Annotated in this window: 24 protein-coding genes; all 24 read left to right on the forward strand. The window is 63.4% G+C overall.

Translation table 11 applies throughout. The features are described 5' to 3' along the window. Positions 1 to 5 precede the first annotated feature (5 nt). Positions 6 to 1,196, forward strand: a complete 1,191-nt coding sequence (tuf, locus tag L0966_RS01140; RefSeq protein ID WP_234050008.1) for an elongation factor Tu — start codon at positions 6 to 8, stop codon at positions 1,194 to 1,196. 83 nt (positions 1,197 to 1,279) lie between these two features. Further along, a complete protein-coding gene (gene rpsJ, locus L0966_RS01145; RefSeq protein ID WP_012113701.1) occupies positions 1,280 to 1,588 on the forward strand; it encodes a 30S ribosomal protein S10 in 309 nt (102 codons plus the stop codon). Between the two features lie 23 nt (positions 1,589 to 1,611). Beyond that, the gene (gene rplC / locus L0966_RS01150; RefSeq protein WP_234050009.1) at positions 1,612 to 2,340 is read left to right on the forward strand and encodes a 50S ribosomal protein L3; all 729 of its coding nucleotides are present in this window, start codon (positions 1,612 to 1,614) and stop codon (positions 2,338 to 2,340) included. Beyond that, positions 2,340 to 2,960, forward strand: a complete 621-nt coding sequence (gene rplD / locus L0966_RS01155; protein ID WP_234050010.1) for a 50S ribosomal protein L4 — start codon at positions 2,340 to 2,342, stop codon at positions 2,958 to 2,960. The genes rplC and rplD overlap by 1 nt, the downstream gene beginning before the upstream one ends. Continuing rightward, positions 2,957 to 3,265, forward strand: a complete 309-nt coding sequence (locus tag L0966_RS01160) for a 50S ribosomal protein L23 (RefSeq protein ID WP_234050011.1) — start codon at positions 2,957 to 2,959, stop codon at positions 3,263 to 3,265. Before rplD ends, L0966_RS01160 begins: the two co-directional genes overlap by 4 nt. A 26-nt stretch (positions 3,266 to 3,291) precedes the next feature. Beyond that, complete coding sequence (gene rplB, locus L0966_RS01165) at positions 3,292 to 4,125, forward strand: 50S ribosomal protein L2 (protein WP_234050012.1); 834 nt, start codon at positions 3,292 to 3,294, stop codon at positions 4,123 to 4,125. A gap of 11 nt (positions 4,126 to 4,136) precedes the next feature. After that, complete coding sequence (gene rpsS / locus L0966_RS01170; protein WP_234050013.1) at positions 4,137 to 4,415, forward strand: 30S ribosomal protein S19; 279 nt, start codon at positions 4,137 to 4,139, stop codon at positions 4,413 to 4,415. 6 nt (positions 4,416 to 4,421) lie between these two features. Next, complete coding sequence (gene rplV / locus L0966_RS01175; RefSeq protein ID WP_234050014.1) at positions 4,422 to 4,802, forward strand: 50S ribosomal protein L22; 381 nt, start codon at positions 4,422 to 4,424, stop codon at positions 4,800 to 4,802. After that, on the forward strand, positions 4,802 to 5,560 hold the full coding sequence (gene rpsC / locus L0966_RS01180; protein ID WP_234050015.1) for a 30S ribosomal protein S3: 759 nt from the start codon (positions 4,802 to 4,804) through the stop codon (positions 5,558 to 5,560). The genes rplV and rpsC overlap by 1 nt, the downstream gene beginning before the upstream one ends. Positions 5,561 to 5,588: 28 nt before the next feature. Continuing rightward, the gene (gene rplP / locus L0966_RS01185) at positions 5,589 to 6,002 is read left to right on the forward strand and encodes a 50S ribosomal protein L16 (RefSeq protein WP_234050016.1); all 414 of its coding nucleotides are present in this window, start codon (positions 5,589 to 5,591) and stop codon (positions 6,000 to 6,002) included. A 10-nt stretch (positions 6,003 to 6,012) separates the two neighbouring features. Beyond that, positions 6,013 to 6,222 carry a 50S ribosomal protein L29 gene (rpmC, locus tag L0966_RS01190; RefSeq protein WP_234050017.1) on the forward strand — a complete coding sequence of 70 codons (210 nt, stop codon included), beginning with the start codon at positions 6,013 to 6,015 and terminating at the stop codon, positions 6,220 to 6,222. Between the two features lie 7 nt (positions 6,223 to 6,229). Further along, positions 6,230 to 6,478: a 30S ribosomal protein S17 gene (rpsQ, locus tag L0966_RS01195; RefSeq protein ID WP_234050018.1), complete on the forward strand. Its 249-nt coding sequence runs from the start codon at positions 6,230 to 6,232 to the stop codon at positions 6,476 to 6,478. A gap of 198 nt (positions 6,479 to 6,676) precedes the next feature. Continuing rightward, complete coding sequence (gene rplN, locus L0966_RS01200; protein WP_234050019.1) at positions 6,677 to 7,045, forward strand: 50S ribosomal protein L14; 369 nt, start codon at positions 6,677 to 6,679, stop codon at positions 7,043 to 7,045. Then, positions 7,045 to 7,362 (forward strand): 50S ribosomal protein L24, encoded by a 318-nt coding sequence (gene rplX / locus L0966_RS01205; protein WP_234050020.1) that lies wholly within the window; start codon positions 7,045 to 7,047, stop codon positions 7,360 to 7,362. Before rplN ends, rplX begins: the two co-directional genes overlap by 1 nt. Next, positions 7,355 to 7,909, forward strand: a complete 555-nt coding sequence (gene rplE, locus L0966_RS01210) for a 50S ribosomal protein L5 (RefSeq protein ID WP_234050021.1) — start codon at positions 7,355 to 7,357, stop codon at positions 7,907 to 7,909. Before rplX ends, rplE begins: the two co-directional genes overlap by 8 nt. A 153-nt stretch (positions 7,910 to 8,062) precedes the next feature. After that, a complete protein-coding gene (gene rpsN / locus L0966_RS01215) occupies positions 8,063 to 8,368 on the forward strand; it encodes a 30S ribosomal protein S14 (RefSeq protein WP_234050022.1) in 306 nt (101 codons plus the stop codon). A 10-nt stretch (positions 8,369 to 8,378) separates the two neighbouring features. Next, positions 8,379 to 8,777, forward strand: a complete 399-nt coding sequence (gene rpsH, locus L0966_RS01220) for a 30S ribosomal protein S8 (protein WP_234050023.1) — start codon at positions 8,379 to 8,381, stop codon at positions 8,775 to 8,777. Positions 8,778 to 8,793: 16 nt separating this feature from the next. Continuing rightward, positions 8,794 to 9,327, forward strand: a complete 534-nt coding sequence (gene rplF / locus L0966_RS01225) for a 50S ribosomal protein L6 (RefSeq protein ID WP_234050024.1) — start codon at positions 8,794 to 8,796, stop codon at positions 9,325 to 9,327. A 12-nt stretch (positions 9,328 to 9,339) separates the two neighbouring features. Continuing rightward, a complete protein-coding gene (rplR, locus tag L0966_RS01230) occupies positions 9,340 to 9,702 on the forward strand; it encodes a 50S ribosomal protein L18 (RefSeq protein WP_234050025.1) in 363 nt (120 codons plus the stop codon). 15 nt (positions 9,703 to 9,717) lie between these two features. After that, a complete protein-coding gene (gene rpsE / locus L0966_RS01235) occupies positions 9,718 to 10,275 on the forward strand; it encodes a 30S ribosomal protein S5 (protein WP_234050026.1) in 558 nt (185 codons plus the stop codon). 30 nt (positions 10,276 to 10,305) lie between these two features. Continuing rightward, complete coding sequence (rpmD, locus tag L0966_RS01240) at positions 10,306 to 10,494, forward strand: 50S ribosomal protein L30 (RefSeq protein WP_234050027.1); 189 nt, start codon at positions 10,306 to 10,308, stop codon at positions 10,492 to 10,494. Between the two features lie 11 nt (positions 10,495 to 10,505). Continuing rightward, positions 10,506 to 10,991 (forward strand): 50S ribosomal protein L15, encoded by a 486-nt coding sequence (gene rplO, locus L0966_RS01245; RefSeq protein WP_234050028.1) that lies wholly within the window; start codon positions 10,506 to 10,508, stop codon positions 10,989 to 10,991. 195 nt (positions 10,992 to 11,186) lie between these two features. Then, positions 11,187 to 12,521, forward strand: coding sequence for a preprotein translocase subunit SecY (secY, locus tag L0966_RS01250; protein ID WP_234050029.1), 1,335 nt, complete (start codon positions 11,187 to 11,189; stop codon positions 12,519 to 12,521). Further along, entirely contained in the window at positions 12,521 to 13,108 is a 588-nt protein-coding gene (locus L0966_RS01255; protein WP_234050030.1) for an adenylate kinase, read from the forward strand. The genes secY and L0966_RS01255 overlap by 1 nt, the downstream gene beginning before the upstream one ends. Positions 13,109 to 13,245 lie beyond the last annotated feature (137 nt).

The raw sequence follows: 13,245 nt of genomic DNA on the forward strand, positions 1-13,245 counted from the left end.
GTCCCATGGCCAAAGAAAAGTTTAACCGTTCGAAGCCGCACTGCAACATCGGCACCATTGGTCACGTCGACCATGGCAAGACGTCGCTGACGGCTGCGATCACCAAGGTGCTGGCCGAGGCCGGTGGCGCCACCTTCACCGCCTACGACCAGATCGACAAGGCGCCGGAAGAGAAGGCCCGTGGCATCACGATCTCGACCGCTCACGTCGAGTATGAGACTGCCAATCGCCACTATGCGCACGTCGACTGCCCCGGGCACGCCGACTATGTGAAGAACATGATCACCGGCGCGGCGCAGATGGACGGCGCGATCCTGGTGGTGTCCGCTGCTGACGGCCCGATGCCCCAGACCCGCGAGCACATCCTGCTCGCCCGTCAGGTCGGCGTGCCGGCCCTGGTGGTGTTCCTCAACAAGTGCGACATGGTCGACGATCCGGAGCTGCTCGAGCTCGTCGAGATGGAAGTGCGTGAGCTTCTGTCCAAGTACGACTTCCCCGGCGACGATATCCCGATCATCCGCGGCTCGGCCCTCGTGGCGCTCGAGAACGGCGATGCGGCTCTCGGCCGTGACGCTGTGCTCAAGCTCATGGAGGCGGTCGACGCCTACATCCCGCAGCCGGAGCGTCCGGTTGACCTGCCGTTCCTGATGCCCATCGAGGACGTCTTCTCCATCTCCGGCCGCGGCACCGTAGTGACCGGTCGCGTGGAGCGCGGCATCATCAAGGTCGGCGAGGAAGTGGAAATCGTCGGCATCCGTCCGACCGTGAAGACCACGGTGACTGGCGTCGAAATGTTCCGCAAGCTGCTCGACCAGGGTCAGGCTGGTGACAACGTCGGCATCCTGCTGCGCGGCACCAAGCGTGAGGACGTGGAGCGCGGCCAGGTCGTGTGCAAGCCCGGCTCGGTGAAGCCCCACACCAAGTTCAAGGCCGAAGCCTACATCCTGACCAAGGAAGAGGGCGGCCGTCACACTCCGTTCTTCACCAATTATCGCCCGCAGTTCTACTTCCGCACCACGGACGTGACCGGCGTGTGCACGCTGCCGGAAGGCACCGAAATGGTGATGCCCGGTGACAACGTGTCGATGGACGTGGCGCTGATCGTTCCGATCGCCATGGAAGAGAAGCTGCGCTTCGCCATCCGCGAAGGCGGCCGCACGGTCGGCGCCGGCGTGGTTGCCTCCATCATCGAGTGAGCCAAAACGAAAAGAAACGGGGGCACGCCGCGCCGCGCGGTGTTCGCGGAGCGCGTGCCCTTCATTCCCGGAGCCTTTGAGCCATGAACGGCCAGAACATTCGAATTCGCCTGAAGGCGTTCGATCACCGCATCCTCGATGCGTCGACGCGAGAGATCGTCGCCACGGCCAAGCGCACGGGTGCGCAGGTGCGCGGCCCGATTCCGCTGCCCACGCGGATCGAGAAGTTCACCGTCAATCGCTCTCCGCACATCGACAAGAAGTCGCGCGAGCAGTTTGAGATGCGTACTCACAAGCGGTTGCTCGATATCGTCGATCCGACGCCCCAGACGGTGGACGCGCTGATGAAGCTCGACCTCGCCGCCGGCGTTGACGTCGAAATCAAGCTCTGAACGAGAGGCGAGGAGACACGACCATGCGGTCAGGCGTCATCGCCCAGAAGGTCGGCATGACCCGCATCTTCACGGATGCCGGTGAACATGTTCCGGTCACTGTGCTGAAAGTCGAGAGCTGCCAGGTGGTTGCCCACCGTACGCTCGATCAGAATGGCTATGTTGCGGTGCAGCTTGGTGCTGGCCGGCGCAAGCCCAAGAATGTGACCCGCGCCGAGCGCGGCCACTTCGCGGTGGCTCAGGTTGAGCCCAAGCGGAAAATGGCTGAGTTCCGCGTGCCGGAGGAGGCGCTGATCCCGGTTGGAGCCGAGATCACCGTCGATCACTTCGTCGTGGGTCAGTATGTCGACGTGACCGGTACCACCATTGGTAAGGGTTTCGCGGGCGGCATGAAGCGGCACAACTTCGGTGGCCTTCGCGCCTCCCACGGTGTGTCCATCTCGCATCGTTCGATTGGTTCGACCGGCGGCCGTCAGGATCCGGGTAAGACCTTCAAGAACAAGAAGATGCCTGGCCACATGGGTGACGTGACCGTCACGACCCAGAACCTGAAGGTCGTGATGACCGACGTCGAGCGCGGCCTGATCGCGGTCGAGGGTGCGGTTCCCGGTCACGCTGGCGGCTGGATCACCGTGCGCGACGCGGTGAAGAAGAAGCTGCCGGCTGAGGCTCCCAAGCCGGGCGCGTTCAAGATCGCGACCGCCGGCGAGGCTGCTCCTGCGGCTGAAGCCACCAATGAGGAGGGCGCGTGATGGAACTCACCGTCAAGACGCTCGACGGCGCTGACGCCGGGTCCGTGGTGCTGTCGGATGAGATCTTCGGTCTCGAGCCGCGTGCGGACATCCTGCACCGCATGGTGACGTGGCAGCTCGCCCGTCGCCAGGCCGGCACGCACCGCACCAAGGGTCGTTCGGAGATCAACCGCACGTCCAAGAAGATGTACAAGCAGAAGGGCACCGGTAACGCCCGTCACGGTGCGGCGTCTGCGCCGCAGTTCCGTGGTGGTGGCCGCGCCTTCGGTCCGGTCGTTCGCTCTCATGCGTTCGAGCTGCCGAAGAAGGTTCGCGCCCTCGCGCTGAAGCACGCTCTGTCGTCCAAGCTGAAGGCGGAGCAGATCGTGGTGGTCGACAATGTGTCGATGGCCGATCCGAAGACCAAGGCCTTGAAGGACCGTTTCGCGCAGCTCGGCTGGGCGTCGGTGCTCATCGTGGACGGGGCCCAGGTGGAGCAGAACGTGGCGCTGGCCGCCCGCAACCTGCCCTACGTGGATGTGCTCCCGGTCCAGGGCATCAACGTCTACGACATCCTGCGTCGCGACACGCTGGTGCTGACGAAGGCCGCCGTGGATGCGCTGGAGGCGCGCTTCAAATGAGTTCCGCGCGCAACATCGAGCCGCGTCACTACGACGTGATCCTCTCTCCGGTCATCACCGAAAAGGCGACGAACGCGAGCGAGCAGAACAAGGTCGTCTTCGACGTCGCCGGCACGGCGACGAAGCCGGCGATCAAGGAAGCGGTGGAGAAGCTCTTCGACGTGAAGGTCAAGAGCGTCAACACCCTGGTCCGCAAGGGCAAGGTGAAGATCTTCCGCGGCCGCAAGGGCGTCCGCAGCGACGTCAAGAAGGCCGTCGTGACCCTCGAAGAGGGTCAGAAGATCGATATCACCACGGGCCTCTGAAGAGCTGAGGGGAACGGGATAAGACCATGGCGCTGAAGCATTTCAAGCCGGTCACGCCGAGCCTTCGCCAGCTCGTGATCGTGGACCGCTCCGGCCTCTACAAGGGCAAGCCGGTAAAGACCCTGACCGAGGGCAAGAGCTCCTCGGGCGGACGTAACAATAACGGTCGCATCACCGTCCGCTTCCGTGGCGGCGGTCATAAGCAGACCTATCGCCTGGTGGACTTCAAGCGCACCAAGCGCGAGATGTCGGCCACCGTGGAGCGGATCGAGTATGATCCGAACCGCACCGCCTTCATCGCGCTCCTCAAGTACGAGGACGGTGAGCTCGCTTACATCCTGGCTCCGCAGCGTCTTGCTGCTGGCGATCAGGTGATCGCGGGCAGCCAGGTGGACGTGAAGCCGGGCAACGCCGGGCCGCTGGCTTCGCTTCCCGTGGGCACGATCGTGCACAATGTGGAGCTGAAGCAGGGCAAGGGTGGGCAGATCGCTCGCTCCGCCGGCAGCTACGCGCAGATTGTGGGCCGCGATGAAGGCTACGTAATCCTGCGTCTGAATTCCGGCGAGCAGCGTCTGGTTCACGGCGCGTGCTATGCTACCGTGGGTGCGGTTTCGAATCCCGACCACATGAACACTTCGCTCGGTAAGGCCGGGCGGAATCGGTGGCTGGGTCAGCGCCCCCACAACCGCGGTGTCGTCATGAACCCTGTGGATCACCCGCACGGCGGCGGTGAAGGCCGCACCTCGGGTGGCCGTCATCCGGTCACGCCCTGGGGCGTGCCGACGAAGGGCAAGAAGACCCGCAGCAACAAGGCGACGGACAAGTTTATTGTGTCCAGCCGCCACAAGCGGAAGAAGTGAGGGCCTGACAGATGACTAGGTCGATTTGGAAAGGCCCGTTCGTCGACGGCTACCTTCTGAAGAAGGCGGAAGCCGCTTCGGGTTCGGGTCGCCGGGACGTGATCAAGATTTGGAGCCGGCGCTCCACCATTCTGCCCCAATTCGTGGGCTTAACCTTCGGCGTCTATAACGGGCAGAAGCATGTGCCCGTGTCGGTCACCGAGGAAATGATCGGTCACAAGTTCGGTGAGTTCGCGCCTACGCGCACTTACTACGGACACGCGGCCGACAAGAAGTCGAAGCGGCGGTGATCGGTCATGAGTAAGCAGGCAAAGCCCCGCGCGCTCGCGGACAACGAAGCCAAGGCGGTGGCGCGCAATCTGCGCGTCTCCCCCCAGAAGCTGAACCTGGTCGCGGGCCTGATCCGCGGCAAGAAGGTGGCGACGGCCCTCGCCGATCTCGAGTTCTCTCACAAGCGGATCGCCCGCGATGTGAAGAAGTGCCTCGAGAGCGCGATTGCCAATGCCGAGAACAACCACGAGCTCGACGTGGACGATCTGATCGTCGCCGAAGCGCACGTGGGCAAGGGTCTGGTGATGAAGCGGTTCTCTCCCCGTGCGCGCGGTCGCGCCTCGCGGATCGAGAAGCCCTTCTCCCACATCACCATCGTGGTGCGGGAAGTCGAGGAGCGGGCCTGATGGGTCAGAAGGTCAATCCGGTCGGGCTCCGGCTCGGCATTAACCGCACGTGGGATTCCCGCTGGTTCGCCAATAAGGGTGAATACGGCAAGCTCCTGCACGAGGATCTCCGCATCCGCGAGATGCTGCTGAAGCAGCTCAAGCAGGCGGCGGTTTCGCGCGTGGTGATCGAGCGTCCGCACAAGAAGTGCCGTGTGACCATCTACTCGGCTCGTCCGGGCGTGGTCATCGGCAAGAAGGGCGCGGACATCGACAAGCTGCGCAAGAAGGTCGCCGAGATGACCAACTCGGAGGTCTTCATCAACATCGTCGAGATCCGCAAGCCGGAGACCGACGCGCGCTTGGTGGCCGAGTCCATCGCGCAGCAGCTTGAGCGTCGTGTTGCGTTCCGTCGTGCCATGAAGCGGGCCGTCCAGTCGGCCATGCGTCTGGGCGCGGAAGGCATCCGTATCAATTGCTCGGGTCGTCTGGGTGGCGCAGAAATCGCCCGCCTCGAGTGGTACCGCGAGGGCCGCGTTCCGCTGCACACCCTGCGTGCGGATGTGGACTACGGCACCGCCACGGCGTTCACCACCTATGGCACCTGCGGTGTCAAGGTGTGGATCTTCAAGGGCGAGATCCTCGAGCACGATCCCATGGCGCAGGACAAGCGCCAGGCCGAGCAGGAAGCTGGTCCCTCTTCGCGTCCCCAGCGGCGTGAGCGTGGTGACCGCGAGCGTGGCGATCGCGACCGCGGCGACCGCGGCGACCGCGCCTGACGGCTGCGAGAAAGAAGGCGATTAAGCCATGCTGCAACCCAAGCGCACTAAGTTCCGTAAGCAGTTCAAGGGACGCATTCACGGCGTCGCCAAGGGTGGTACGGATCTGAACTTCGGCGAATTCGGCCTCAAGGCCATGGAGCCGGAGCGTGTCACCGCCCGCCAGATCGAGGCGGCCCGTCGCGCCCTCACCCGTCACATGAAGCGTGCCGGTCGTGTGTGGATCCGTGTGTTCCCGGATGTGCCTGTGTCGTCCAAGCCCACCGAAGTGCGTATGGGTAAGGGCAAGGGCGCTCCGGAATACTGGGCTGCCAAGATTAAGCCGGGCCGCATCATGTTCGAGATCGACGGCGTGAGCGCCGAGATCGCCCGCGAGGCGCTGACCCTCGCGGCGGCCAAGCTGCCCATCAAGACGCGCTTCATCCAGCGCATCGCCGAGTGAGGAGAGGCTCATGAAAGCCGAGGACGTTCGGGCCCTCAGCCCCGATCAGCTCGCCGATGAGCTGCTGAAGCTGAAGAAGGAACAGTTCAACCTGCGCTTCCAGAAGGCGACGGGTCAGCTGGAGAATACTGCACGGAACCAGCAGATCCGCCGCGATATCGCGCGGATCAAGACCGTGCAGAATCAGAAGAGCGCCACTGCGGCGCAGAAGGCTAAGTGAGGAAGCGATGCCGAAGCGCGTGCTCCAGGGCGTCGTGGTGAGCGACAAAACCGACAAGACCGTGGTGGTCCGGGTGGAGCGGCGCTTCACCCATCCGCTGCTGAAGAAGACCGTTCGTCGGTCCAAGAAGTATCATGCCCATGACGAGGCCAACGCCTGGAAGGTGGGGGATACGGTTTGGATCGAGGAGCATCGGCCTCTGTCCAAGCTGAAGAACTGGATCGTGATCCAGGGTGAGAAGCGGGCGGAAGTCTGATACTGAGAGCTTTCTCACCCGGGTGATTCGGCTCGGGTGAGGGACTGGCCCCGATGCTGGGTCCGTCGCTCCGCTTCAGCGGTGGAGCGAGAGGAGACCGCATCGCGGCAATCCGTGTTTCGATGAGCGGGGCACGGCAAACAAGGGTTAGGCAACGCCGGGTGACCGGTGGCGCCGGATGACGAGAACAGGTGCGTCATGATCCAGATGCAGACCAATCTCGACGTGGCGGACAATTCCGGCGCGCGTCGCGTCATGTGCATCAAGGTGCTTGGCGGCTCGAAGCGGAAGTATGCCCATGTGGGCGACATCATCGTGGTGTCGGTCAAGGAGGCCATTCCGCGCGGTCGCGTGAAGAAGGGCGACGTGATGAAGGCCGTGGTGGTCCGTACCGCCAAGGACATCCGTCGCGGCGACGGTTCCGTGATCCGCTTCGACCGCAATGCGGCCGTGCTGATCAACAACAATAAGGAGCCGGTGGGCACTCGTATCTTCGGCCCGGTTCCGCGTGAGCTTCGCTCCAAGAACCACATGAAGATCATCTCGCTGGCGCCGGAGGTGCTGTGATGGCCGCGAAGATCAAGAAGGGCGACAAGGTTGTCGTCCTCGCCGGCCGCGACAAGGGCCGCACCGGCGAAGTCATTCAGGTGATGCCGAAGGAGGAGCGAGCGCTCGTCCGTGGCGTCAATATCGTCAAGCGCCACCAGCGCCAGACGGCGAACCAGGAAGGCGGCATCATCTCCAAAGAAGGGCCGATCCACCTGTCGAACATCGCCATTGCCGACCCCAAGGATGGCAAGCCGTCCCGCGTCGGTTTCCAGGTGCTGGAAGACGGGAGCAAGGTCCGCGTGGCCAAGCGCTCCGGGGAGAAGATCGATGGCTGAGGCTTACACTCCGCGGCTGCGTACCCATTATGACGACGTGGTGCGCGCCAAGCTGATCGAGCAGTTCAGCTACAAGAACCCCATGGAAGTGCCGGTCATCGAGAAGATCGTCATCAACATGGGCGTTGGCGAGGCGACCGCCGACACCAAGAAGGCGACGACTGCCGCCGCGGACCTCGCGCTCATCGCCGGCCAGAAGCCGGTTCTGACCCGCGCCCGCAAGGCGATCTCGAACTTCAAGCTGCGCGAGAACCAGCCGGTCGGCGCGAAGGTTACCCTTCGCAAGGTGCGCATGTATGAGTTCCTGGACCGTCTCGTGAACATGGCGCTGCCGCGCGTGCGAGACTTCCGGGGCCTGAACCCCAAGAGCTTCGATGGCCGTGGTAACTATGCCATGGGCATCAAGGAACACATCGTGTTCCCCGAGATCAACTACGACCGCGTCGAGCAGATCTGGGGCATGGACATCATCGTGTGCACCAGCGCGAAGACGGACGACGAGGCCCGGGCTCTGCTCAAGGCCTTCAACTTCCCCTTCCGCCAGTGATCGATTAGAAGGGGCGCTTCGATTCGGTCTTCCGAAGGCAAGTGCCCCTTGCCGCTTCCTCGGGGGAGTGGCTCACAGAGTGACTGTTTCGAATGCTTTTCCGGCCGTGAGGGGGTGATAAGCGCCCTCAGACGCGGAGAACAGGAGCAAGAGATGGCGAAGAAGAGCGCGATCGAGACGAACGAGCGCCGTCGCAAGCTGGCTGCATGCCAGGCGGCGAAGCGCACGCGTCTGAAGGCGATCGTGAATGACAAGACCCTGCCGATCGAGGAGCGCTTCCAGGCGACCTTGAAGCTGGCTGAGATGCCGCGCAACGGCGCGAAGATCCGCATCCGCAATCGCTGCGAGGTGACGGGCCGTCCGCGTGCGTTCTATCGCAAGCTCAAGGTGAGCCGCGTTGCGCTGCGCGAGCTTGGTAACCAGGGCATGATCCCCGGTCTCGTGAAGTCGAGCTGGTGAGGAGGATCGCATGTCTGTGAATGATCCCATCGGCGATCTGATCACCCGTATCCGTAACGCCCAGATGCGCCGCAAGGAGAAGACTTCTTCTCCCGGTTCCCGTCTGCGGGCCTCGGTGCTCGATGTGCTGCGCGACGAAGGCTATATTCGGGGCTACACCGCCACCGACCATGGCAATGGCCGCAGCGAGTTCGAGATCGAGCTCAAGTACTTCGACGGCACTCCGGTGATTCGTGAGATCGCCCGTGTGTCGAAGCCCGGTCGCCGGGTTTATGCGTCGGTGAAGAATTTGCCGCGCGTCGCTAACGGTCTCGGCATCGCTGTCGTGTCCACGCCCCAGGGCGTGATGGCCGACCACGAAGCCCGCGACAAGAACGTTGGCGGTGAAGTGCTCTGCACCGTGTTCTGAGGCGAGGGAGGATTACATGTCGAAGATCGGCAAGCTTCCCGTCGCCATTCCGGCCGGCGTGACCGCCACGCTGGACGGCCAGACGGTGAAGGTGAAGGGACCCAAGGGCGCCCTCGAGGTGACTCTTGTTGAGGAAATCGCGGCCAAGATCGAGGGTTCCGAGATCCAGCTGGCGATGAACGGCGAGACCAATCGTCATAAGGCGATGTGGGGCATGTCCCGCACGCTGGTGGCGAACCTCGTGGAAGGCGTGACCAAGGGTTTCGAGAAGAAGCTCGAGATCACGGGCGTCGGCTACAAGGCGGCGGTGCAGGGCAAGAGCCTCAACCTGTCGCTCGGCTATAGCCACGACGTGATCTATGCGATTCCGGAAGGGATCCAGATCGTGACGCCGAAGCCCACCGAGGTGGTCATCAGCGGCATCAATCGCCAGCAGGTCGGCCAGGTGGCGGCTGAGATCCGCGAGTTCCGCGGCCCCGAGCCCTATAAGGGCAAGGGCGTCAAGTACGCCGGCGAGTTCATCTTCCGCAAGGAAGGCAAGAAGAAGTAACGGAGGCGGACCATGGCTAAGGATTTGGAGGCGCTGGCGCGCCGCAAGGCCAAGGTGCGCCGCGCCATTCGAGTTGCTGCGAACGGGCGTCCGCGCCTTTCGGTGCACCGCACCTCGCAGCACATCTATGCGCAGATCATCGACGACGCGAAGGGTGAGACCCTGGCGTCTGCGTCGAGCCTGGAGAAGGAGCTGCGCTCCTCTCTCAAGACCGGCGCCGACACCGAGGCGGCCAAGACCATCGGCAAGCTGGTGGCGGAGCGCGCGGCGGCCAAGGGCGTGACTGCGGTCGTGTTTGATCGTGGCGCATACATCTATCATGGGCGCGTCAAGGCGCTCGCTGAGGGCGCCCGCGAAGGCGGCCTTCAGTTCTGACGCGAGGACGAGCAAATGGCCCGTGAAAGGGAACCGCGCCAGGAGCGCGAGGATCGCGACAACACGTTTGTGGACAAGCTGGTCCACATCAACCGTGTCGCGAAGGTGGTGAAGGGTGGCCGGCGCTTTGGCTTCGCCGCTCTGGTCGTCGTCGGCGATCAGAAGGGGCGGGTTGGCTTCGGTCACGGTAAGGCTCGCGAAGTGCCGGAGGCGATCCGCAAGGCGACCGAAAGCGCCAAGCGTGCGCTGATCCGCGTGCCGCTGCGTGAAGGCCGTACGCTCCATCACGACGTTGCCGGGCACCATGGTGCCGGCAAGGTCGTGTTGCGTGCCGCTCCGGCTGGTACCGGCATCATCGCCGGCGGTCCGATGCGCGCCGTGTTCGAGACGCTGGGCATGCATGACGTGGTGGCGAAGTCCTTTGGGTCTTCCAACCCGTACAACATGGTTCGCGCGACGTTCGATGCGCTCAAGAACCAGGACAGCCCGCGCTCGGTTGCTGCGCGGCGTGGCCTCAAGGTGTCGCAGCTTCAGTCTCGCCGCCGCGTCGAAGACGCGGAAGCGACCGACTGAGCGGCGCGAACCGACGGATAGGAGCGCGCCATGAGCGACAAGACCATCACCGTGGAGCAGATCGGTTCGCCGATCCGCCGCCCGTTTGACCAGGAAGCGACCCTCAAGGGCCTCGGGTTGAACAAGCGGCATCGCCGCTCCACTCTCCAGGATACTCCGGCCATTCGCGGTATGATCGCGAAGGTCGCCCACCTCGTCCGCGTGGTCGAGGGGGAGTGAGGAGCTGAACGATGAAGCTCGATGAGATCCGGGATAACCCGGGCGCCCGCAAGAGCCGGATCCGCGTTGGTCGCGGTATCGGCTCCGGCAAGGGCAAGACTGGCGGCCGCGGTGTGAAGGGCCAGAAGTCCCGGACCGGCGTTGCCGTGAAGGGGTTTGAGGGCGGTCAGATGCCGCTGCATCGGCGCCTGCCGAAGCGTGGCTTCCACAACATCTTCCGCCTCGACTACAACGAAGTGGCCATTGGTCGGATTCAGGTTGCCATCGATGACGGCAAGCTGAATGCTGCGGAGCCGATCACGGTGTTCGCGCTGGTGGCGGCTGGCATTCTGCGTCGTCCGAAGGACGGTGTGCGCGTGCTGGGCGGCGGTGAGCTGAAGACGGGCGTGACCCTGGAGGTCGCGTACGCGACCGCTTCGGTGAAGTCGGCCGTTGAAGCGGCTGGCGGCAAGGTGATCCTCCTTGCTGCGCCGAGCGTCGGCGAAGAAACCGTTTGAAAATAGGCGGCCGGGCTTAAAGTCCGGCCGCTTTTGGTGCGCGGCGCGGCATCTCGTGCAGCCATTCGCCCTTGGCAGCCCGGCCCCGCGCCGGGTATGTGCTTTTAGGGGCGTTGCGCCGGCGCCGCCTTGGCACCGCAAATCCCGCCCATAATCAGGGCCGCCCCTCGGGGGTGGCGTCCAGCGGAGCAAGGCATGGTCTCGGCGGCGGAACAACTCGCGGCGAACCTCAATTTCGGCGCCCTCGGCAAGGCCGAGGAGCTGAAGAAGCGCATTTGGTTCACCCTTGGCGCGCTCATCGTCTATCGGCTCGGCACGTACATTCCCATGCCGGGAATCAATCCCGATGCCCTTGCGGACGTGTTCAAGACCGCGAACCAGGGCATCATTGGCCTGTTCAATATGTTCTCGGGCGGCGCTGTTGAGCGCATGGCCATTTTCGCCCTGAACATCATGCCGTACATCTCGGCCTCGATCATCATTCAGCTGCTGACGAGCGTCTCTCCGACGCTTGAAGCGCTGAAGAAGGAAGGTGAGGCGGGCCGCAAGCAGCTCAATCAGTATACACGCTATCTTACTGTCGTTCTGGCACTGTTCCAGGCCTACGGTATTGCGGTCGGCCTTGAGGGGTCGGGGAGCGTTGTGGCTGACCCGGGTTGGTTCTTCCGCATTTCCACGGTGATCACGCTCACCGGTGGCACTATGTTCCTGATGTGGCTGGGCGAGCAGATCACCTCGCGCGGCATTGGTAACGGCACGTCGCTGATCATTTTCGGCGGTATCGTCGCGGAGCTTCCGGGCGCCTTCGTGCGGACGCTGGAGCTCGGCCGCGAGGGCGCCATTTCCACGCTCGCGATCCTCGCGGTGCTTGTGATGGCCGTGGTGGTCATCGCCTTCATCGTGTTCATGGAACGCGCGCAGCGGCGTCTGCTGATCCAGTACCCCAAGCGCCAGGTGGGCAATCGGATCTACGAAGGTCAGTCCTCGCATCTGCCGCTGAAGCTCAATACGTCGGGCGTCATCCCGCCGATTTTCGCTTCGTCGCTGCTGCTGATTCCGACGACGATTGCGAGCTTCACGCAGGGCCAGGGGCCGGAATGGCTCCAGACCGTCACGACCTTCCTCGGCCATGGGCGCCCGCTGTATATGGCGCTGTATGTGGCTTTGATTGTGTTCTTCTGCTTTTTCTACACCGCGATTGTGTTTAATCCGGTGGAGACGGCGGATAATCTGAAGAAGCATGGCGGCTTCATCCCGGGTATCCGTCCGGGTGAGCGTACCGCCGAGTACATCGACTATGTGCTGACCCGCATCACTGTGGTGGGTGCCGCGTACATCGCCGCCGTTTGCCTCTTCCCCGAACTGCTGATTTCCTATGCGGCAGTTCCGTTCTATTTCGGCGGAACGTCGCTCTTGATTGTTGTCAGTGTGACGATGGACACTGTGTCGCAAATTCAAGGCCACCTGCTCGCCCATCAGTACGAAGGACTGGTCAAGAAGGCGAAGCTGCGTGGGGGGAGGAGAAAGTGATGAGGCTCGTTCTGCTTGGCCCGCCGGGCGCGGGGAAGGGAACCCAGGCGCAGCGCCTGGTGACCCGCCATGGTATCGTCCAGCTCTCGACTGGCGACATGCTGCGCGCAGCCGTCGCGGCGGAAACTCCGATCGGATTGAAGGCCAAAGAGGTGATGGAAGCCGGCGGGCTGGTGTCCGATGAGATTGTCATTGGCATCATCGCAGACCGCCTGTCGCAGCCCGACGCGAAGAACGGCTTCATCCTCGACGGCTTCCCGCGGACCGTGGCGCAGGCGGAAGAACTGGACCGCATGCTGGCGGAAAAGGGAATCAAGCTCGATGCGGTGATCGAATTGGTGGTGGACCAGGAAAAGCTGGTCGACCGCATCATCAACCGCGCAGCGGAGGCCCGGGCACGGGGCGAAGCCGTTCGGAAGGATGATGATCCGGACGTGTTCAAGAGCCGGCTTGAGGCCTATAACCGCGATACCGCCGTAGTCGCGCCCTACTATAAGGCGCGCGGTCAGCTGAAGCAGATCGATGGCATGATGGAGATCGATTCGGTCACCGCCGCGATTGATGGTGTGCTTCGCCAGGCAGCGTGACGGGGCCGGCTGAATGAAAGGCTCCTCGCCGATCGCGAGGAGCCTTTTTTGTTTTTCAAAAGAGAGGCGCCTCGGCGCAACCCGCGGCTTCCCGTCGTCGGCGCTCGCAGGAGGCCCTAAGAGGAGAACGGGGAGCC

This window comes from Xanthobacter sp. NM-59, from assembly GCF_021401125.1.
Classification (GTDB): domain Bacteria; phylum Pseudomonadota; class Alphaproteobacteria; order Rhizobiales; family Xanthobacteraceae; genus Xanthobacter.